A 20715-nucleotide genomic window follows, 5' to 3' on the forward strand; every position below is an offset into this window, starting at 1 on the left:
CTATTCCCAGTCATAGCATGTCAAGCGTTTAAGAATTCTTCTGTATTCTAAGACCTTATCTCCACCCTGTCAAGAACGGGTGGACATCTTGAGTCTCGCGAGGTGCCAAGCCGCTTAATGCAACACCTGCGACGGCATGGCGTCATCGAGTGCATCCCTCACCCATTGCCACAACAATTTGTGCTCAGGATAGGCAAAATGGGGATCGTCGGCCACTAACTTGACCGCCACTTGACGCGCCTCTTGCAACCAAGCCAGATCTTTGACGGGATTAGCCAGTTGAAATCCTGTTATGCCATGCTGGCGCATGCCCAGCACTTCGCCTGGTCCCCGGATGCGAAGATCTTCCTCCGCCAACTTGATGCCTTCGTGGTACTGGACCATGGCCTGTAATCGCTCCCGGGCTTGTTCGGTGCGAGGATCCGCAATCAAAAAACACTGCGCCGGCTTATTCCCGCGTCCGACCCGCCCACGCAACTGATGAAGCTGGGCCAAGCCAAACCGGTCTGCATCCTCCACCACCATGACCGTCGCATTGGGGACATCAACCCCCACCTCCACAATGGTGGTCGCCACCAATACGTCAATCTCATGGGCACGAAACCGGGCCATCACCTCGCTTTTGTCACCTGATGACATTTTTCCATGCAACAACCCAATGCGCCACCCCGGCACTTTTTCCATGCCACGCGCTAAATCCACGGCGGCTTTTGCCCCGCCATTTTCGTCATCGCCTTGCACCAACGGACACACCACATAGGCCTGCTCCCCGCGCATGACGGCTTGACGCACGGCGGTGTAGGCTTCCTTGCGCCTTTCATGCGTCACGTGCACCGTTTCGACAGGTTGCCTCCCCGGCGGCAACCCTGTAATTTCTGAAACGTCGAGGTCTCCATATACCGTGAGCGCCAACGTCCGGGGAATCGGAGTCGCCGTCATCACCAGCATATCGGGATACGTCCCCTTAAGCGATAGACGCGCTCGCTGCTTCACTCCAAATCGGTGTTGCTCATCAACGACCACGACCCCCAAACGAGAGAATCCGACGCCCTCCGCAATGAGCGCTTGCGTCCCGACCACTAACGGCAGTGTCCCTTGCTGTAACGCCTCGTGTGCCGCCGCTTTTTGCTTGTCCCGCCCCGTCAACAGCGCACACGGCACTCCCAATGGTTCTAAAAAGCGATGCAGCACCTGCCATTGCTGCTCCGCTAACAACTCTGTGGGCGCCATAAAGGCGGCTTGATGCCCCGCATCCACCGCCGCCAACATGGTTAAAATCGCCACGACGGTTTTCCCTGATCCGACGTCGCCTTGAAGCAAGCGGGCCATAGGGCGAGGCTCGCGCAAATCGCTTTGAATTGTCTCCCACGCTTTTTGTTGTCCGGGGGTTAGTTCAAAAGGCAATGATGCTAAAAAGGCTTTGACCATTGGTCCGTCGGGATTTTGCACAAGTCCTGCAACTTCGGGGTCCACATGATGCATGACCTGTACTGCCAGCGCAATGCGAAGAAACTCATCAAACACCAAGCGCTTGCGTGAAGCCTCCAACAGGGTCAAATCAGGCGGAAAATGTTGATACAACACCGCCTGTGCACGGCCAATCAACTCATAGCGCTCTTGAATAGCCACCGGCACGGGATCGGCTACTTGAGGGGCTAAACGCGGTACGACCTCTTTCATGAGCCGCTGAAGAAATCCCTGGCGAATCGATCCGGACAGCGGATAAATCGGCACGAGTCCTAACAGGGGCGGTTCTCCGGCTTTCAACGTCTGAACTTCGGGGTGGACCATGGTCATCTGGCTTGCGCGGCGTTCTACCTTGCCGGTCAATACCACTTGCTGCCCGGTAGGTAATTGCCGTTGGAGCCATGCCGCATGAAAAAACACCACACTCAAAGTGCCACGCCCGTCGCTTAATTCGATGCGCAATATTTGCCTAAATCGGTCGTATTGAGCACGCTGGACAATGCCCTGCACCGTCATGAGCTCAGCCTCGTGAACTTGGTCTAAAGGGGTCATCACACGACGATCTTCGTGCCGATGAGGCCAAAGCCCTAATAAATCTTCTAGGGTGTGCACGCCCAAGTTAGCAAATTCCTGCGCCCGCTTGGGTCCAATCCCCGGCCATTTGGTAATGGGATCGCGCGCACCATAGTGAGGAACTTGAGAACCTTCACGCATGGCTTTCATGAGGCGCTTGGCGCCTTCTCCTCTTTGACAACCTGAACCCCTTGCACTTCCACAATGACGCGCCTAGGACGCATAGAAACCGATTCCGCTAAACGGTCACTGCATTGCTGCACAATTTTTTGCCCTAGGACGGGAATCCGCTGGCCGTACGCCACGATAACAGCGACATGAATAACCAATCCTTGGTCGGTATCCTCTAGCCACACACCGCGCACGCTTTGGTCCTTCTTGACCATTTCGGTCAGCCCTTCACCCACCCGGAAGATGCCCATATCCACTACACCAGGCACGGCGAGGACCGCTGACTGGACAATGGCCGCCAACACATCATCGTGTACCGCCAGCGTGCCATATTCTGTGCGCACCTCCATAACTTCCCACTCCTTGCAGTTCATTTCCCCCTATGTTACCATAGCAACGAATGTCATGGCATCGAGGAGGTTCCACAAAATGGCGTTTCGCTGTGAGGTCTGCGGAAAGCACACCGTACATGGGAATAATGTGAGTCACTCCCATCACAAGACCCGACGCGTATGGAAGCCCAATATTCAACGGGTGCGCGCACGCGTCAACGGCAAGGTCAAGCATGTCTATGTTTGCACCCGTTGCCTACGGTCGGGCCGTGTCGATCGAGCAATTTAATCGGCGGCTTGGATTAACAATTGTTCAATTTGTTGCAAGGAGAAATGGTAGGCGCTGTGGCAATAATGGCAGACAACCTCTGCTCCTTTATTTTCAATTAACGCTTCAAGTTCAACCCGGGGTAAACTGGATAATATTTCCAAACTCCGGGTTTCACTACATTCACACCCGTAATAAATTGGTTCGGGATCGAACCAATGGACCGCGCCCCCGATTACATCCTCGGCCAATGCCTCAATCGTCTCATGATTGGCCAATCGGTGACTAATCTGAGCTAAACGCGGCAAGCGCTCAATAACCGTGTCAATCACATCTTGACTGCCCGGCAAGGCCTGAATAACTAAACCTCCCGATGCCATAATCTCCCCCGATGTGCCCACCAGCACTCCGACGGCCACAGCGCTCGGAATTTGCTCCGACAAGGTGTAATACTGGGCAAAATCTTCCCCAATTTCTCCGCTCACCAACGCCACTTGTCCCTGATATAGGGCCCCAGAGGAGTCCTCACGCGTCACCCGAAATACACCAGGCACTCCCACAGCTTGTCCCACGGCTAATTTGCCATCGGCGCGCAAGGGCAGCTCAATGTGAGGGTGGTCCGCCTTGGCGCGGACCCGCCCTCCGTCGCGCACTTCAGCCACCACGCGCCCCAAAGGGCCACTGCCCTCGACTTCCACAAGCATCAGCGCGGGATCTTTAAAATCTGAGGACAAAATCGCCGCTGCGGTCGCAAGCCGCCCCATGGCGGCGGCAGCGACCGGCGACGCGTTATGCACGCGTTGAATAGCGAGTGCCGTCTTTGTCGTATGGGCTGCAATAAGACGCAAACTGCCCTGTGCTGCCGTCGCCTTTCTGCGATAATCCGTGATAATCACCCCAACCTTATTTTTTATCCTTAGACCAAAACCCTAACACAACTTGTAAGATCTTGCCTACAATCCGCGGCACTTTGACCACTTGCACTTGCATAATGGGATCCTCTCCTTTTCGCCACGTTCTTAATAGGACTGGATTGCTTACCAACGATGCAACAAGCGCCACCCGAGCCATAACAGCGCAAGCCCCACGATCACGGGACCTAGTGCGGCCCATACCAGCCACAGGCCCACTGCCAAAGGCCAAATCCATAGCGGCAAGACTTTAATAATCAACAAGCCGCCGGCTACTGACAGTCCTGCTCCTCCTAGGCGGCGTTTGAGGACTTGCCGGGGGCCATATGCGTAATGACGAAACCGCCCCATCCCCTCACCCCCCTTTTACCGGTCCACTCCCCATGCTACGAAACCCACAGGAAATGGTGCATGGTTTTTTCGGTAAAAGGCCAAACGGGGGTGACCACCTTGGTTGGTCCCGTGCTATCCTATGCGAGAAAGCCTGTCTCTCAGTCATCATGCAGCCCCGGGAATATCAAGAAACCGCGTGGTAACTTTCGCCAGCTAATACGGCTTGACCCATTGCTCCAACATCACCTTGTAATGGGCATAACGGCCAAGGTCGAACCGCCCGGATTGTAGCCCGTCTAAAACGGCGCAACCGGGTTCATCAAGATGATAGCAACTGGCAAACCGGCATCGTGCCCCGTCCCATTCCCAAAACGCATCGCGAATGCGGGCCGCGTCTTTAACCGTGGTCTCTAAGGCTGTATAACCCGGCGTATCGGCCAACCAAAACGTCCCGGTCCGCAAGAGCCGTACCCACCGTGTCGTTTGCTGTCCACGCCCAATGCGGCTCAACTCCTGAACCTCAATGCGTTCATGTGGCAACAGAGCTTTGGCCAAAGAGGACTTGCCTGCCCCGCTTTCGCCCACCAAAACCCATACCCCTTCCCGCTTGGCACTGACCAACGCGTTGATGCCCTGCCCAGTCACGGCACTGACTGGCCACACCCGGTACCCGATATTTTGATATAGCGTAATCACATGGTGTTGGCGGCCTTCGGCATCGTTTAAATCCGTCTTGGTTACGACTATTTCCGCTGCCACCCCCATCATGTGTGCCAACACTAGGCGCTTGTCCAACAGTTCCAGACTGCCTTTGGGTTGTGACGCGCTAAACACCACAAACAAGCCGGCGACATTAGCAATCGGCGGACGCACCAGCTGATTACGCCTGGGCCACACCTTCGTCACAATCGCCTCGTGGGGATCTGTACGTTCAATCTCGACCCAGTCCCCCACCAAGATCCGCCCATGGTCCCGTTTAATTTTACCGCGCAAGTAACAAAGATAGCGCGCGCCGTCCTCCGTTTCCACGGTAGGACGATTTGCTTCAAGCAATACAACCAATCCCTGCACGTTATGCCTCCTTGCACCCTCGCCTTACGATGGGGGCGTCGTACCCACCGCGGGGCTGGTGGTACTGCCATTCGCCACTAAAGGCTGCGGGGCTTGGGCTTGCCCATTCAGAAAGACGAGCAACTGACCGGATGTGCCGTACCATGTCACCGGAATTTGAATCTGCTGACCTGGGTTGACTTGTTGATAAAAGACCTCTTCGTTGCCAGCGCTATCCGTCACCACCACTTTCAGAACCGATTTGGGCGCCGCGCTGTTAGGAATTTGCCATGTGGCCAGGGTGATATTCTTGGGCAAATGAGCACTTTGCGGACTCGGTCCTTGGGACACGGTTACATTGACCGACGTCGTGTTATTTAAACTGGAATACGGTTCCGGACTCTGATCAATAATCGTATTCACCGGTTCCGTGCTGTAGGTGGTGGTCGGCGTGCCCACCGTCACATTCATCGCGATTAGCAAGCTGGCCGCTTGCTCGACCGACAAGCCTTCCAAATTGGGCATAACGGCCACAGCTTCAGCCGGTCCCTTGGATACCCATAAGGTGACCGCTTGGCCTTCGGCTAAGCTCGCATTGGGCGCAGGGCTCTGACGCACGACTTCCCCTTGTGGACTATTGCTCTTAACGTGGTGAATAATCGCCTTAAGATTTTCTGTCTTGAGATTTTGAACGGCTTGAAAGACGTCTTGCCCTTTCAAATCCGGCACCGTTACTTGCTGTGGCCCTGTGGATACCACGACCTCCACATTTTGCCCCGCCTTGATTTGGGTACCCGCTGGGGGAATTTCATCCAGCACATAGTTTTTCGGCAAATGCGATGAAGGTGCTTTGCCCGTCACACTGACCGTTAACCCTAAGCGTCCTAGCTGGGCTTTAGCACGTCCCAGCGATTGCCCTTTAACGTTGGGCAACGTGACCACCGGCGAATAGATCCAGTGCTCGAAGGCCAATATGCCCCCACCGAGTAAGGCCACCACAATGGCTCCCGCCACCGCCCATGGCACCCACCGCCGTTTCTTTTTGGCCGGTTTGGGCGTCTGGGGCACGGGGGACGGGACAGGTTCGGGCAAATGCTCTTCAGGATGCAAGGCACGCTGAATGTCTTGGCGCATCGCTTGCGCGCTTTGATACCGTTCGGCGGGATCTTTGGACAGCGCTCTGCGCACAATTTTCGCGACCGGTTCAGGAACATCACTGCGAAATAGCGTCACATCGGGTGCGGTGTCTTGCAAATGTTTGATCGCCACCCCAATCGGGCTATCCGCCTCAAAAGGCAGCTTGCCTGTCAGCATTTCAAACAGCACAATGCCTAATGAATACAAATCCGACTGAGGTCCTACAATTTTGCCGCGGGCTTGTTCGGGGCTTAAGTATTGAACAGTCCCCAAAAGCGAACCGGTATTGACCAATGTCCCCGATGTGGCGGCATAGGCAATGCCGAAATCCGTGACTTTGACGGTACCATCTGTGGCAATCAAAATGTTTTGAGGTTTAATGTCGCGGTGCACCACTTTTTGGGCATGGGCGGCCTCTAACCCTTGTGCCACCTGATCTGCAATATCTAAGGCTTCAGCAATGGGCAATGCGCCCTCCCGGTCTAGTTTACTGCGCAAAGTCTCGCCCGCGACAAGTTCCATCACCATATAATGAATGTCTGGCTCTTCGCGCCCCACGTCATAAATTTGCACAATATGGCGGTTCACCAACGATGCCGCGGCCCGCGCCTCTTGGTCGAAGCGGTGCACCACTTCATCGTCTTCTGCCCACTGGTGTTTCAAAATCTTGACCGCCACTAAACGATTGAGGGTAATGTCCCGGGCCCGGTAGACCAAAGACATGCCCCCATTGCCAATGCGTTCCAACACCTCATATCGGCTTCCAAAAATTTTACCGACCATCGGTCTCACCCGCACCTGCATTATCCACTGCGACCACCACCGTTACATTATCCGGACCTCCTCGGCCCAGAGCGCCCCCAATCAGGTGATCAATCAGGTCTTCCCCCGAATAGGCCATACACATGCGCAAAATCTCCTCGTCGGGCACTACCGAGGTGAGCCCATCTGTACACAATAACAGCAAGTCGCCGGGCGTCCAGGGCATATCCGCCACATCCACCCGCACTTTGTCGAACGGTCCCAGCGCTCGCGTGAGGACATGCCGCTTCGGATGCTCCGAGGCTTCTTGCGCCGTTATGGTTCCCGCTCGCTCCATTTCGCCCGCCACGGAGTGATCCATGGTGAGCCGGATAATTTGGTCCTGGGCAATACGGTACGCACGCGAATCGCCCACGTGCGCTAACAAGAGCCGATCGGGATATAGCACTGCCGCCGTCAAGGTGGTGCCCATGCCTTCGAGGACGGGATTGTCTTGACCCATAGCAAAGATGGTGCGGTTGGCTAAGGAAAAAGCAGAGGTGAGCCGCGAGACGTCCGATACCAGAAGTCCTACCGCATTGTCTAAGGTGGTTAAAGCCAAATGACTGGCCCGCCGCCCAGCGGGTCCCCCTCCGATACCGTCGGCCACCGCCACTAAATAGCCGCCATTTTCTACCGGGCGGATCAAAAAGTCGTCTTGATTTTCACTCCGCACCAACCCTTGATCTGATCGGCCAAACGTCTTCACGGTGATACCTTTGCCTCCTCGCGCCGCCGTAACTGACCGCACGCCGCATCAATTTCCTGTCCCATTTCCTTTCGTATGGTACAGGAAATCCCACCTTCCTGCACGATGCGTTGAAATTGTTCGACTCGATTTTTAGATGATGGGGTAAATGGATGCTCCGGCACCGGATTCCACGGAATCAAATTCACATGACACGAAAAGCCTGACAAAATGTCGACCAACTGCCGTGCTTGCTCATCAGAGTCATTGACGCCGGCTAACAGGGCATATTCAAAACTCACCCGACGCCCGGTTTTCTCGCCGTAATAACGGCACGCGGCGATCAAGGGCGCAATCGGATACGCTTTATCCACAGGCATTAATGATTGCCGGAGGGGATCCGTCGGGGCGTGCAACGAGACCGCCAAGGTTACCGGCAGCCCTTCATCCGCCAAGCGGTAGATTCTAGGAATCAGTCCACTCGTCGACACCGTAAAGTGACGATAACTCAAGTTCAACCCGGCTGGATCATGCGCTAAACGCATGAACTTGACAATATTGTCATAGTTATCAAGCGGTTCGCCAATGCCCATTAAGTCAACGCGGCTAATCACATGGCCCCGCTCCTGAATGAGATCATTGGCTAAACGCACTTGGTCCAAAATCTCACCGGCTGTCAAGTTGCGCGACCGTTTCAAGAGGCCCGAGGCACAAAAATGACATCCCATGTTACATCCCACTTGACTCGAGACGCAGACACTATACCCATAGTCATGGGGCAACACCACCGTTTCGACTTGTTGCCCGTCAAATAGCTTGACCAAAATCTTGAGGGTCCCGTCGTGCCCTTCCTGGACCCGACTTGGCTCGACGCGTCTTAAGGGATAGGCCGTTTCCATGGACAGGCGCAGAGCTTGGGGCCATACTGTAAGCTCGCTGTAATTGGCAATTCTGTGACGCCACAGCCCTTCAAAGAGTTGTCGGCCCCGGTAACGTGGTACGCCTTGCGAAATCATGAGCTGTTCAAGTTCTTCAACCGAGGATGACAAAATATCCACCTTCTGAGACTCTGCCATTATTCTGCCTCCCTCACGTCTGCCCGTAACCGGGCAATGAAAAATCCGTCCATCCCTAGGTCCCCAGGAAGCAAGGTCAAGAAACCTTCCTGTGTGAAATCCTGAAAAGCCGACGCGGGAAGAAAATCTTGGACCGGCTCAATGTGTACAGTGGAATGACTCTCCAACACCTTGCGTACGACGTCCGTCGTTTCTTCCGGTTCAACAGAACACGTACTATAGACCAACACACCACCAGGCTTTAACAGGCGCACCGCGGCATCCAGCAAAGCCTTTTGTGTGGTAGCCAGCCCTCCTAAATCTTTTTCCTGCTTTCTCCACCGTGCATCTGAACGTCTCCGCAAAACCCCCAAATTGCTGCACGGAGCATCGAGCAACACGCGACCGAATTGCTTCGGGTGTTCTAAAGAAAAGATCCGGCTGTCTTGACCAACAATCGACACGTGATGCGCATAACCCAAGCGCATAATATTTTCGCGCAACAACGAAAGCCGGTTTTGGGCTAAATCGACCGCCGTCACTTCGGCCTCGCCCTGCGTTTTCTCTAAAATGTGTCCCGTTTTTCCTCCCAACCCCGCGGTTAGGTCCACAATGCGTTCATGCGGCTTGGGATCTAAAGCCCATGTCACCAACATGGCACTTTCGTCTTGAACCGTCACGTTTCCTTCTTGAAAGGCGGGGAGGTCCTCTAACCATAAGGGTCCTGATACCCTAATGGCTTCGGGAAGATAACGCGACGCTTCCGCCCGCACTCCTTGCGCCTGGAGTTGGGCCAAAACCGTCTCCCGAGCAATGCGCCCTAAATTGACGCGTAAGGTCAAAGGTGGTACTTGGTTGTCTACCCACAACATGTGCCGCGTCCGCTCGAGTCCATAACGCGCCTGCCAGCGCCTGACAATCCAATCCGGGTGGGAAAACTCGACGCCCAGCGATACATTTTTAGGCTTCTGACTGGGCGCCCGCCGCAAGATCGCATTCACCATGCCAGTAGCCCGGGGAGCTACCGTTTTTGTTTGTTCGACCGCCGCATTCACAACCGCATACGTCGGCACGCGATCCAAAAACCCGATTTGGAACAAGGCCATCCGTAAAATATCGCGCACACTAGGATCAAGTTCGCCTCGTAAAAACGGTTCAAGCCACGCATCCAAATACCGTTGGTTGCGCAAAACTCCGTGCACAATCTGGGTCATCAGGGCGCGGTCCGCCGGGGAGAGAGAACGCTTCCCCGCTTCACTTAGCGCCTCACTCACCCCCGCGCCGTGACGAACGCGTTCCAACACGTTCCAGGCTTCCAGGCGTGCGGGACCCGCCCCCTGTGCGGACTCTGTCATTCGCAGACCACCTCGCCTGAAATATGTTGTCCCCGGATGAAATCGCCTGGGGTCATGTCTTTACGGCCTGCGGGCCGAATTTTGGTCACCGTCAGCACACCGTTCCCCGTTCCAATCTTCCACGCATTGCCGTAAAGACGAGCCCGCCCTCGCATCTGCTCCCCCTCATCGTACGCACACTCGGTGATTTTGATACGGGTTTGGCAACATTCCGTATACGCGCCTGGGTCGGGTGTCATACTTCGCACCAGCCGGTGGATTTCTATGGCGGGGCGCGTCCAGTCAATTCGGGCATCATGTGGATCAAATTTGGGCGCGTAAGTAATACCTGCTTCCGGCTGCGGCGTCCTCACCGCCGTGTTATCCATAAGCTGGCCTAAGGATTGAACCAAAAGCTCACCAGCCGCCTTGGCCAACTCTTGGGTCAACGAGCCCGTCGTCGCATTGTCCCCTATTGTTACTTCCGACATTCCCACCACTGGCCCCGTATCCACGCCTTCATCCATGGCCATTAGCGTCACACCCGTCACCGTATCGCCTGCCCGAATAGCCCACGCAATCGGATTGGGCCCACGCCAACGCGGCAAAATTGAGGCATGCAGATTAAATGCCCCACGGCGTGGCAATTCCAACAGCCAGGGGCGAAGAATTTTTCCATAAGCCGCCGTAATAATCAGATCGGGGGCGAAGTCCTCCCACGCCTGACGAAACTCTTTCAAGACCGCGGGTTTGTCGATCTGCACCCCCGCCTCCTTTGCCGCTTGAGCAACGGGGGACGGCGTCATCTGCAAACGCCGTCCTTGAGGCACATCGGGTTTCGTCACCACGCGCACTTCCCACGTAGGGTCTTGTAAGAGACTCAATAAAATGATTCGGGCATAATGGGGCGTTCCAAAAAAGAGTATCCGTGGGCCGTTCAGTCCAACACCACCTCATCCTCCGCTACTGGCGTCTCGCGCGGCACCACTTTCAAGGCCAAATCTGTGAAGAGAATCCCATCAAGGTGGTCGATTTCGTGCTGCAAGCACCGCGCCATCAACCCGTCACACTCCACCCATACCTGCCGTCCATGCCGATCGAGTCCCGTTACCCGAATGGTCTGGGCGCGTTCCACTTCCCCCATCAAATCGGGAATGGACAAACAGCCCTCAAACCCGGTCTGCGTGCCTTCACGGTATAAAATCTCAGGATTCACGAGCTCAACCAGTCCGTCTCCAATATCGGCAACCACCACGCGGCGGGATACCCCCACTTGGGGCGCCGCGAGTCCAATGCCATCTGCTTCATACATCGTTTCGGCCATTTCCGTCAATAACTTTTGAATCTCCTTGTTCACGCGCCGCACCGGTTTGGCCTTTTGGCGCAAGACGTCGTCCCCTACGATCCGTATGTCTAACACGGCTTATCACCTCGTTCATCGTCATATCTCACTCTTTATAGCATATAATACGGGTCAACTGTAATGCGGCAGCCAAAATCTTCCCGTTCCAGTTCACGCAAGACGTGATACACGTCTTCTGATTTGGGTCCCTTCACTAAGATATGAAAGCGGTACCGCTCCCTGAGTTTCGGCAAAGGCGCTGGCGCAGGCCCTAGTATCTCACACCCGTAGGCCATGAGCGATTGCACCACGTGCGCGACGCGTTCGGCCTTGCGCCGGGCTTCTTGAACAGAGGCATCGGCCACTTCCAACAGCCATAAATTCGCAAAAGGCGGATACTGCAGCTCTTGTCGAAATTCAATCTCCTGACGATAGAAGCCGTCATAATCGTGCCGGGCGGCATGGGCAATGGCAAAATGCTCGGGATCATAGGTTTGCACGACCACCGTGCCCGGCCTATTGCCACGGCCCGTACGCCCCGACGCTTGCACCATCAATTGGAATGTGCGTTCGGCCCGTCTAAAGTCGGGCAAGTGCAAGGCCACGTCCGCTGCAATGATGCCCACCACCGAGACATTAGGGAAATCCATCCCTTTGGCAATCATCTGCGTGCCCACCAATACATCCGCTTTGTGCTCAACAAAATCAAAATACAATGCCTCATAGCCTGCACGGTTGCGTAGGGTATCGCGATCAGCGCGGGATACACGCGCGTTGGGCCATAGTTTCTGCACCTCTTCGACGACCCGTTCCGTCCCCGCCCCAAAATAACGGATTTTGGGGCTGTGGCATGACGGACACGCTCGCGGTGGCTTCGTTGTATAAAAACAATAATGGCAAATCAGTGCGTCTTCGTGCTGGTGATAGGTCATCGTCACGGCACACCGCGGACACTCTATGGCCTTTCCACATTCCCGGCACAGGACAAAACTCGCATAACCACGGCGATTTAAGAACAAAATGACTTGCTCATGCTGTTCTAAGGCTTCTGATACGGCGTCTTGCAGGACGCCGCTGAATATGGAATGGTTGCCTTCTTTTAACTCGTGCCGCATGTCGACCACGGTAACCGGCGGCAGCGCTCTATCCCCCACGCGCGAGTCTAACCGGATCCAGCCGATGAGACCTTGACGCGCATAGAACGCGGTCTCCAGTGACGGCGTAGCGCTGCCCAGAACCAACTTGACCCCGGCTTGGCGGGCCAACCACATCGCTACCTCCCGGGTATGATAGCGCGGATGCTCTTCTTGCTTATACGTGCTTTCATGTTCCTCATCCATCACAATGAGACCCAGTTTGGCAAATGGTAAAAACACCGCGGAGCGCACGCCTACCACCACGGATATGCGCTGGGTACGCACATCGTGCCACGTCTTCGTACGCTCGGCAGGACTTAAACCACTGTGCCATAGGCCCACCATATTGATAAACCGTTCGGAAAAGCGCAGGACAGTCTGTGGGGTCAGCGCAATTTCAGGCACCAAGACAAGCGCTTGTCCCCCTGCACGCAAGACGGATACAATGGCCTGCAAATACACTTCCGTCTTCCCCGAACCGGTCACGCCTTCTAATAGCCACACTGAACCGGGTGCCGAAGTGATGATACGTTCAGCCGCTTGTTGTTGTTCGGTCGTCAATGTAAAGGGCGAGGGGGCAATGGATTGTGGTAAACGTTGGGGTAGCACGTGACGAATTACGACGCTTCCTTCTTTAATCAGCCCCCGCAAAGATCCCGCAAGTTCCGGCATTTCTTCGTGAATGCGTGTTTGCAAAACTGGTCCACGTTCCCGCAAAATGGTCCATAGGCGCTGCTTTTTGGACGCACGCTTGGCCCGTTCGCCCACGGCCTCCACCAGCACTAAGGTAGGTTCCTCAGCATCCAAACCGTTCGGCAGCATGGCTTTATATGCTTGGGATGGAAAACACAAATATTCCTCAGCCATCCACTGCCCAAGGTCTACCATTAAAGGACTCAAGGCGACGTAGTTATCGGTCACCGCCTCAATACACTTAAGCCCACTAGGCACCGCGTCATTAGCCTCGCGGACGGCTAACACAATACCTTGGGCCTTGCCCTTGCCAAAAGGGACCCGCACTCGGCACCCTTTGGAGATTTCCATGCCCGCCGGTACCTCATATGTCCAAGTACGGTCCAAGCCCCGTGCAATACGGTCTAATACGACATCCGCCAGTCTCATGTCCCACGCCGCATTAACACAACCATTTCCGCCACCATATACCCTTCGTTCTCTCGATCTTCGGCCCGCACTGACACTGTCACCAAGCCCCCTTGGGGCACGGTTTTAAGCGCGGTACATTGAACTCGCGCGTGCAGGCATGTCCCAATGGTCACGGGGCGGATAAAGCGCACCCGGTTTAAGCCATAGAGCGCTAAAATTTCAGGGGCCTTCAAGGGAATCAAGCCAAAGGTTAACGACAAGACCCCAAGCCCGTGCAAGATCCGTTGGCCGTAACGTGTCTGTGCTGCAAAGGCCTCATCCGTGTGCAAAGGGTAATGGTCTCCACTCCAATTGGCAAACACAGTCAAATCTTCAGCCGTTACTGTGCGCGCAGGACTGATATATTCATCGCCAACGGCTATGCGGTCAAAAGGACGATCAAACACGGTCAGACATTCTCCTTGCTGTGTGCAAATCCGTGACCAGCTCTGCCACCTTTTCTGCTAGTCTTTCTTTGGTCATAGGTTCTAAGGTGCCGTCCACGTCGCCACCTCTTAAAATGGCCGCCTGGTATTCCCCTTCGCCAAACCCCAGCCCTTTTCCCACTGCGTTCGCAACAATCGCATGAAGCCTTTTGCGCTCTGCCTTCGCGAGTGCCGACGCCACCACGTTATGCGTTTCTGCTGCAAATCCGATAAGAATCTTGGAGTCATGATACAAGCGGCCCATTTCCGCCATAATATCGGGGTTAGCCTCCATTAACCACGCCTGCTCCAATGCACTCTTGGGCATTTTTTGGCTTGCCGGATGAACCGGTCGGAAATCGGAAACCGCAGCCGCTCCTATTAACACATCGGCGGCGGGCATAAGCGCTGCGACGGCGTCTAACATATCCCGCGCCGATTCGGTCGCCACATAACGAATCCCTGGCCATTTCACGGTGGACACGCCGGGACCGTGCACCACTGTCACCTGGGCTCCACGCGCCGAAAGCTCTTTGGCCAACGCGATGCCGACGGACCCCGTCGATGGGTTCGTCAGCAACCTAACCGGATCAAAATGTTCCCATGTCGGCCCCGCCGTAATGACGACCGAAACCCCGGCCAAGTTCTTTGGCTTGGCAAGACGCCACAACGCGTCGATTATTTCTGCAGGCTCTGCCATCCGGCCTGGTCCCATATAGCCTGACGCCATGCGGCCATGATTCGGACCAACGACCACCACCTGGCGTTGATCAAGCAGGTCCTCCATCCGTTTTTGGGTCTGGGGGCTCAGCCACATTTCCGGCTCCATGGCAGGCGCGACAATAATAGGGCCTTGAAATCCTTGAAAGACTAATGACAGCATGTCCGACGACAATCCTAATGATAAACGGGCGAGCAAATTTTGGGTTAAGGGTGCTATTATCATTACTTGAGCCCAGCGGGCTAAGCGGACATGAGACAACGGCCCCATCGGTTCATCGGCTGCTGCAATGGCGACCGGCCGGCCACTAAGCGCGCGAAACGTTAAGGGGCCAACGAATTCAGAAGCGGTTTGGGTCATGACAACCGATAATTCGTGGCCCTGCTGAACCAAGCGGCTCGCTAAATCACAACTTTTATAGGCGGCGATACCGCCGCCAACCCCTAAGATTACACGCATAGAGATTATTTAATGCCAATAGGAGGGACGTCCACCGAAATGGCCCCATGCCGGATTTCTTCCAATGCAATAGTGACGGGCTTACTGGCCGTTGACTCCACCAAAGCCTGACTGCCTTCGGTGATTTGGCGCGCGCGCCGGGCCGCGGCCACGGCCAAAGCGTATTTGCTGTCATGCCGGTCCGTCAAATCTTGGACTGTGACGCCTTTTTGATTCATGACTTTTCCTCCTCCACGACCTCGTCGTCTTCATCCTCGTCCTCTTCCAATTCCACAGCAGAGGTCTCCCGGCTGGCTAATCGGTTGGCCACGGTTTCAGGCTGCACGGCGGACAAAATGACGTGATCGCTGTCCGTAATAATCACCGCACGTGTCCGGCGACCATAGGTAGCATCAATCAGCACCCCGCGGTCGCGAGCTTCCGTTATAATGCGCTTAATGGGCGCAGAATCAGGACTGACAATTGCCACGATGCGGTTTGCCGATACAATATTGCCAAATCCTATGTTGACGAGTTTTATATCCAAGCCGAGGTTCCTCCTGCCATAACGTCACCGCCACTGATCGCCGGTGCTGATATCGTGTTAAATGATATCATACAAAACCTGTCACATAGTACGCTGCAAGAGTTAATTTCACGACGAGCTGTCAAAAGCTTGTTTGGCCCATTGCGCTAAAAGACCCAAGGCGCGGTCGCCAATGACGGTAATGTTCTGGTTACCCGCGTGAAAGGCCAATGTGCTCCATAAACCGTCTGTCATCCCGGTAAAACCCGGATAGCCGCTGATATGCTCCGTAAACTGCCATGCCGGTCTCAATGGCTGGTGACTGGGAGACATAACGACGATGATTTGATTAAGGCCATGGCCATACCGCACCATGACTTGATTTCCTGCATATGCTACTTGCGTTCGCACGAGTGGTCCAAAGTGACCGGGAATACTTCTTAGGTGAGCATTTCCTTCCGCGAAAAACAAAGGACTCGTATCATAATCCGATATTCTTTCAGCATGCAGATCACGACTAAACCTTTGATACACAAAATGCCCTGTTTGTGGGATGAAAGCTCTTGTGTCTTGTGCATGGACCAACGGCTGTACCATCAGTCCAGCGGCCATACCCAAAGCTCCCACAGCACTCAACACCGTTCCCATGCGCACCCAGCTCATGATCCCCACCTCCTTTGGGTATTCTGCCCGCAAATGGGCCAGATATCCTCCGGTCATCCACGTATGCTATACTAAACGTCCAATGCTTTTCGGCACCATTCGATTCCATGAACAGGGCCTAATCACATGATTCTCGCTGGAGGGTGAACTGTGCTAAGCGCAATCCATACCGTTACGGTTTGGCTCAATGAGGTGGGGTATTTGGCTGTTTATCTCGTACTCTTTGTCGAAAGCATTGGCGTACCAAGTCCGTCCGAGATTATTTTGCTATTTTCCGGCTATGAAGTCTGGTTAGGGCATTTCTCCTATCCCATCGTGGTTCTTGTCGCTGCCGCGGGCAGCACAACCGGGGCGACCGGCGCCTATTTCATTGCCCGACTTGGGGGTCGTCCTTTATTACTCAAACATTTCCGTTGGATCTTCCGCACTCCGGAACGTCTGGCCTATTGGGAGAATTACTTTCATACCAAGGGCGACAAAGTCGTGCTCATTGGCCGTGTGATTTCCGGTGTACGCATGATTATTTCTTATCCGGCGGGTATCTTTGAGATGCCCTATCCCCGGTTTTTGTTGTTTACCATTATTGGGTCTATTTTATGGCCGTTAATTGCCGTCACAGCAGGCTGGCTCTTAGGCCCGCATGTGGTCTCTGGACTTGAGGCCGTTAAACAGTATGAGGCTCCGGTAGCCATTGGTATTGTCCTGCTATTGGCTCTGTGGTGGTGGTGGGACCGCCAGAAAAAGAAACGTCAGGTACTTCCAGTGGCTGACGATCCCCCAGTAAAATCCACCTCGAGTAAAAAACCCACGCCTTAACGCAGCGCAAATGTCCCTTCACACACTTCCTGGGCCGGACCGGTGAGAAAGACATGGCCGGTGGCTTCATCCCACAAGGCTTCCAAAGTCCCGCCGGGCACGGATACCGTGACCTGACGTGCAGTGCGCTGGGTTAAAACCGCCGCCACAGTAGACGCGGCGACGCCTGTACCACAAGCCAAGGTTAATCCCGCGCCCCGCTCCCAATGCCGGATTTTTAGATGCGTATAATCCTCAACTTCTACCGAATGCACATTGGTGCGCCGTGAAAATAGGGGATGGTGCTCAATGGCTGCCCCCCGTTTCGCCATGGTGTCTTCGTCCCATAAGGGTCCAAAAATTATCACGTGCGGGTTCCCCATCGAAACACACGTCATGCTATAAACTTCTCCATTGACATCCAAGGGTTCCTCAAGACAGTGCGCGTCAGGCTGCCCGGTCATTCCCATGTCTTGTCTGGTCAGCCGCGGAGGGCCCATGTCCACGCGGATAATGCGGGCACTGCCGCCTTCTTGCGATACAATTTCGGGATAGAGCAATCCCGCTCCGGTTTCAACCGCTTGCCCGCTTTGAAATTGACCTCGGTCAAAGAGCCATTTGGCTAGAGCGCGCAAACCATTGCCGCACATTTCCGACTCGGAGCCATCCGCATTGAAAATCCGCATACGCACGGGCGCCACGTTAGAGCGCGCAATCAATATAATCCCGTCTGCCCCCACGCCAAAGTGGCGGTCACTCATCAGCACCGCATAATGACTCCAAACGCTGTCTGGCTGATCGGCCATGTCCCGGATATCAATATAAAGATAATCGTTACCTAGTCCATGCATTTTGGTAAAGCGCAAAGGTTCCATGCTTAGAAATGTCCACCTCTTTGTAGGAATTTGTTAAACAGTATAGCCTCTGCCAATCCGAGAATATAGAGGTTTTTAATAATACCACGACTTTATTTGGCCTTACGTATTTCGCATTAAACCAAACAACACAATCCAACAAATTTGCAAAAAAGACTTGACCTCCAGATATTTTGCTTTTATTCTCATAGTAATCGTTTACGTGTAAACGTTTACGAGTTAGGAGGTAAGACCCGATGGCTACAATCCGCGATGTCGCTCAAAGGGCAGGGGTGTCGATTGCTACTGTCTCGCATGTCATTAACGGAACCCGCCCTGTTGCTGAGAGCACTCGCGCCACCGTATTAGAAAGCATGAGGCAATTAAATTTTGTGCCTTCAGCATTAGGGCGTGGCTTACGGACAAATAGTTTAAAAACCATTGGTTTTATCGCCGCAGACCTTACTAATCCATTTTTTGCCCAGGTATTTCGGGGCGTAGAAAGTATGGCGCGAAATGCCCATTACACGGTTATTGTCAGTCATTCTGGAGAAGATGTAGACCGCGAAGCGGAGTCAATCAGTAATCTCATCGCAAAAGGCGTTGATGGCATTTTATTGGCGCCCGTGCGGGCTTTATGGGACGAATCGTCCATTTACACCAGTATCCCGGTGCCCGTTGTCACCTATGATCGCCAACTACCTTCCGCGCAGTTACCCAGCGTCGTTACCGACAGCAAAACGGCAGTGTTTGAGGCGGTATCTTACTTTAAAGCCCGAGGACATTCCAATTTCGCACTCATCACCGGCAAGCCTGGACTCTCAACCACCCTAGCACGCCGCACCGGATTTGAAGAAGCATGCCACGACGCAAACTCCTCAATTTTTGAAGGAAATTCACGTTATGAGGGGGGAGTACAAGCCGCACACTGGCTAGCATCACAAAAGCCCCAACCCACTGTTACGATTGTCGGTAATAACCTCATGGCGATGGGGCTTGTCTCGACCTTACAACTTACTTATCCTCGAATTCTTGAGTCCACGATTTTAGTTACGCTAGACGAAGAACCGTGGAGCATCTTCGTAAGGCCCGCATTATCAGTAATTTCACAACCCACACACGATATTGGTGTCATGGCTGCAAAATTGTTGCTACAAAAAATTCACCATGAAGAGATTCCATTGCTGACAACTTTACCATGCACTTTTATTCCACGAGGCGATAATGCTCTGCATCGTGACGTCCCATTTGAAACTAAGGAGGGATAATTTATGGCAAGCCATTTGAAAATAGCACCATTAGCCCTAGCCGCAGCCGGTTCTCTATTGCTTGCTGGTTGTGGAACTTCTTCTAATTCATCTCAATCCAGTTCCATCAATTTGACCTTTGAAGAGGGAATTCAGTCCCCTCAAACCCAAGCTTATGTTCAAAAACAAATTAAGCTCTTTGAAAAAGCACACCCTAATATCCACATATCTATGCAGAATTACGGGGCTGCCGATACCGAAATTCCTAAACTTGAGAGCGCAGTTGCAGCCCACAATCCGCCTAACTTGCTGTGGATTGCCCCAGCTTACACCGGCCAATTTGCATCGTCGAACGCCATCGTAGAGTCACAAAAATATTTTAAGTCTGAACATTTTAATCCTTCTACGATATTTAGCGGATTGCTCAAAACGGGAATGTACCGTGGAAAGGTATGGACAATGCCCTTCGACGCTAACGATTTAGGAGTCTACTATAATAAGACTCTCTTTCAAAAGGCCGGGATTACCACTCCTCCTACAACATGGTCTCAATTTCTTGTGGATGCGAAAAAATTGACGCACAATGGAACCTATGGATTTGAAATGCCGATTGGCAATCAAGAGTGGACCGTATGGATTTGGGAAACGCTCTTATGGCAGGCTGGGGGCCATTTGCTTAATTCATCCCAAACACGGGTCGCCTTCGATAGTCCAGCCGGAATTAAGGCCCTCAATTATTGGGTAACCCTCATGAAGGACCACGTAGCCACATTTGGTCCGTTAAATTTGTCGTATCAGCTCGGAGACTTTGAATCAGGAAAAGTAGCTATGATGATAAATGGTCCGTGGAACTATGGCGCATTACAACAGCAACACGCGGTTAACTACGGAGCATTTCCGCTTCCAAAAGACAAAATTGCCGCTACTAATATTGGAGGAGAAAGCCTCTTTATTTTCAATACGACACCTGCGCAAAACAAAGCGGCATTCCTTTTTGCAAAATACGTAACAACGCCGGCATTCCAAATAGGATACGATACGGGCAGTGGTTACCTCCCTGTTTCTAAAACAGCGGAAGATTCCCCTCAGTTCCAAAAGTATCTTAAAGATAACCCATTCATTGAGGTATTTGCCAAGGCCATGTCAGTTGGCAGGGCGCGTCCACCTATTCCTGCATACTCTCAAATAAGTGCAGACATCGGCAACGCGATAGAAAACGCCCTGTATGGCCGCATGTCAGCCGCTCAAGCATTGCACCAGGCAGCCATTCAAGCCCAACAGGCCCTGTCGAGCTCACAATGAATA

Annotated in this window: 22 protein-coding genes and 1 other annotated feature (1 of these 23 only partly in view); of the genes, 4 read left to right on the plus strand and 18 right to left on the minus strand. The window is 53.7% G+C overall.

The window, feature by feature from the left end; translation table 11 throughout:
- Positions 1-23: a binding site (T-box leader), on the minus strand (it extends 224 nt beyond the left edge of the window).
- A 91-nt stretch (positions 24-114) separates the two neighbouring features.
- The gene (recG, locus tag CO251_RS16835) at positions 115-2190 is read right to left on the minus strand and encodes an ATP-dependent DNA helicase RecG (protein ID WP_103376961.1); all 2076 of its coding nucleotides are present in this window, start codon (positions 2188-2190) and stop codon (positions 115-117) included.
- A complete protein-coding gene (locus tag CO251_RS16840) occupies positions 2187-2561 on the minus strand; it encodes an Asp23/Gls24 family envelope stress response protein (protein WP_158246409.1) in 375 nt (124 codons plus the stop codon). Before CO251_RS16840 ends, recG begins: the two co-directional genes overlap by 4 nt.
- A gap of 79 nt (positions 2562-2640) precedes the next feature.
- Between CO251_RS16840 and rpmB the strand changes: the two genes are divergently transcribed.
- A complete protein-coding gene (rpmB, locus tag CO251_RS16845; protein WP_103376963.1) occupies positions 2641-2832 on the plus strand; it encodes a 50S ribosomal protein L28 in 192 nt (63 codons plus the stop codon).
- Here rpmB and hslO read toward each other — a convergent pair.
- The 15 genes from hslO to CO251_RS16920 form a co-directional block, all read right to left on the minus strand.
- Positions 2829-3707, minus strand: coding sequence for an Hsp33 family molecular chaperone HslO (gene hslO, locus CO251_RS16850; RefSeq protein WP_242968671.1), 879 nt, complete (start codon positions 3705-3707; stop codon positions 2829-2831). The genes rpmB and hslO overlap by 4 nt on opposite strands.
- Positions 3708-3848: 141 nt before the next feature.
- A complete protein-coding gene (locus CO251_RS16855) occupies positions 3849-4073 on the minus strand; it encodes a hypothetical protein (RefSeq protein ID WP_103376964.1) in 225 nt (74 codons plus the stop codon).
- Positions 4074-4268: 195 nt separating this feature from the next.
- Positions 4269-5126: a ribosome small subunit-dependent GTPase A gene (gene rsgA, locus CO251_RS16860; RefSeq protein WP_103376965.1), complete on the minus strand. Its 858-nt coding sequence runs from the start codon at positions 5124-5126 to the stop codon at positions 4269-4271.
- Positions 5127-5150: 24 nt separating this feature from the next.
- On the minus strand, positions 5151-7025 hold the full coding sequence (locus CO251_RS16865; RefSeq protein WP_103376966.1) for a PASTA domain-containing protein: 1875 nt from the start codon (positions 7023-7025) through the stop codon (positions 5151-5153).
- Positions 7015-7752, minus strand: a complete 738-nt coding sequence (locus CO251_RS16870; RefSeq protein ID WP_103376967.1) for a protein phosphatase 2C domain-containing protein — start codon at positions 7750-7752, stop codon at positions 7015-7017. Before CO251_RS16870 ends, CO251_RS16865 begins: the two co-directional genes overlap by 11 nt.
- Positions 7749-8807, minus strand: coding sequence for a 23S rRNA (adenine(2503)-C(2))-methyltransferase RlmN (rlmN, locus tag CO251_RS16875; protein WP_103376968.1), 1059 nt, complete (start codon positions 8805-8807; stop codon positions 7749-7751). Before rlmN ends, CO251_RS16870 begins: the two co-directional genes overlap by 4 nt.
- The gene (gene rsmB, locus CO251_RS16880) at positions 8807-10141 is read right to left on the minus strand and encodes a 16S rRNA (cytosine(967)-C(5))-methyltransferase RsmB (RefSeq protein WP_103376969.1); all 1335 of its coding nucleotides are present in this window, start codon (positions 10139-10141) and stop codon (positions 8807-8809) included. Before rsmB ends, rlmN begins: the two co-directional genes overlap by 1 nt.
- Positions 10138-11061, minus strand: coding sequence for a methionyl-tRNA formyltransferase (gene fmt, locus CO251_RS16885; protein ID WP_103376970.1), 924 nt, complete (start codon positions 11059-11061; stop codon positions 10138-10140). The genes rsmB and fmt overlap by 4 nt, the downstream gene beginning before the upstream one ends.
- A complete protein-coding gene (def, locus tag CO251_RS16890; protein ID WP_103376971.1) occupies positions 11058-11540 on the minus strand; it encodes a peptide deformylase in 483 nt (160 codons plus the stop codon). Before def ends, fmt begins: the two co-directional genes overlap by 4 nt.
- Positions 11541-11575: 35 nt before the next feature.
- Positions 11576-13720 carry a primosomal protein N' gene (gene priA, locus CO251_RS16895; RefSeq protein ID WP_103376972.1) on the minus strand — a complete coding sequence of 715 codons (2145 nt, stop codon included), beginning with the start codon at positions 13718-13720 and terminating at the stop codon, positions 11576-11578.
- Positions 13717-14148, minus strand: a complete 432-nt coding sequence (locus CO251_RS16900) for a MaoC/PaaZ C-terminal domain-containing protein (RefSeq protein WP_158246410.1) — start codon at positions 14146-14148, stop codon at positions 13717-13719. The genes priA and CO251_RS16900 overlap by 4 nt, the downstream gene beginning before the upstream one ends.
- The gene (gene coaBC / locus CO251_RS16905; protein ID WP_103376974.1) at positions 14141-15346 is read right to left on the minus strand and encodes a bifunctional phosphopantothenoylcysteine decarboxylase/phosphopantothenate--cysteine ligase CoaBC; all 1206 of its coding nucleotides are present in this window, start codon (positions 15344-15346) and stop codon (positions 14141-14143) included. The genes CO251_RS16900 and coaBC overlap by 8 nt, the downstream gene beginning before the upstream one ends.
- 5 nt (positions 15347-15351) lie before the next feature.
- Positions 15352-15564 (minus strand): DNA-directed RNA polymerase subunit omega, encoded by a 213-nt coding sequence (gene rpoZ / locus CO251_RS16910; RefSeq protein ID WP_103376975.1) that lies wholly within the window; start codon positions 15562-15564, stop codon positions 15352-15354.
- Positions 15561-15872 carry an extracellular matrix/biofilm regulator RemA gene (gene remA, locus CO251_RS16915; protein WP_103376976.1) on the minus strand — a complete coding sequence of 104 codons (312 nt, stop codon included), beginning with the start codon at positions 15870-15872 and terminating at the stop codon, positions 15561-15563. Before remA ends, rpoZ begins: the two co-directional genes overlap by 4 nt.
- 108 nt (positions 15873-15980) lie before the next feature.
- A complete protein-coding gene (locus CO251_RS16920) occupies positions 15981-16514 on the minus strand; it encodes a hypothetical protein (protein WP_103376977.1) in 534 nt (177 codons plus the stop codon).
- A gap of 150 nt (positions 16515-16664) precedes the next feature.
- Here CO251_RS16920 and CO251_RS16925 point away from each other — a divergent pair, with 150 nt between their 5' ends.
- A complete protein-coding gene (locus CO251_RS16925) occupies positions 16665-17330 on the plus strand; it encodes a DedA family protein (protein WP_103376978.1) in 666 nt (221 codons plus the stop codon).
- On the opposite strand, the gene dapF is transcribed toward CO251_RS16925, so the two are convergent.
- Positions 17327-18184: a diaminopimelate epimerase gene (gene dapF, locus CO251_RS16930; protein ID WP_103376979.1), complete on the minus strand. Its 858-nt coding sequence runs from the start codon at positions 18182-18184 to the stop codon at positions 17327-17329. The genes CO251_RS16925 and dapF overlap by 4 nt on opposite strands.
- 236 nt (positions 18185-18420) lie before the next feature.
- On the opposite strand from dapF, the gene CO251_RS16935 reads away from it, so the two are divergent.
- A complete protein-coding gene (locus CO251_RS16935; RefSeq protein ID WP_103376980.1) occupies positions 18421-19431 on the plus strand; it encodes a LacI family DNA-binding transcriptional regulator in 1011 nt (336 codons plus the stop codon).
- A gap of 3 nt (positions 19432-19434) precedes the next feature.
- On the plus strand, positions 19435-20712 hold the full coding sequence (locus tag CO251_RS16940; protein ID WP_103376981.1) for an ABC transporter substrate-binding protein: 1278 nt from the start codon (positions 19435-19437) through the stop codon (positions 20710-20712).
- Positions 20713-20715: the final 3 nt, after the last annotated feature.

The sequence above is a fragment of the Sulfobacillus sp. hq2 genome (assembly GCF_002903155.1).
Lineage (GTDB): Bacteria > Bacillota > Sulfobacillia > Sulfobacillales > Sulfobacillaceae > Sulfobacillus > Sulfobacillus thermotolerans.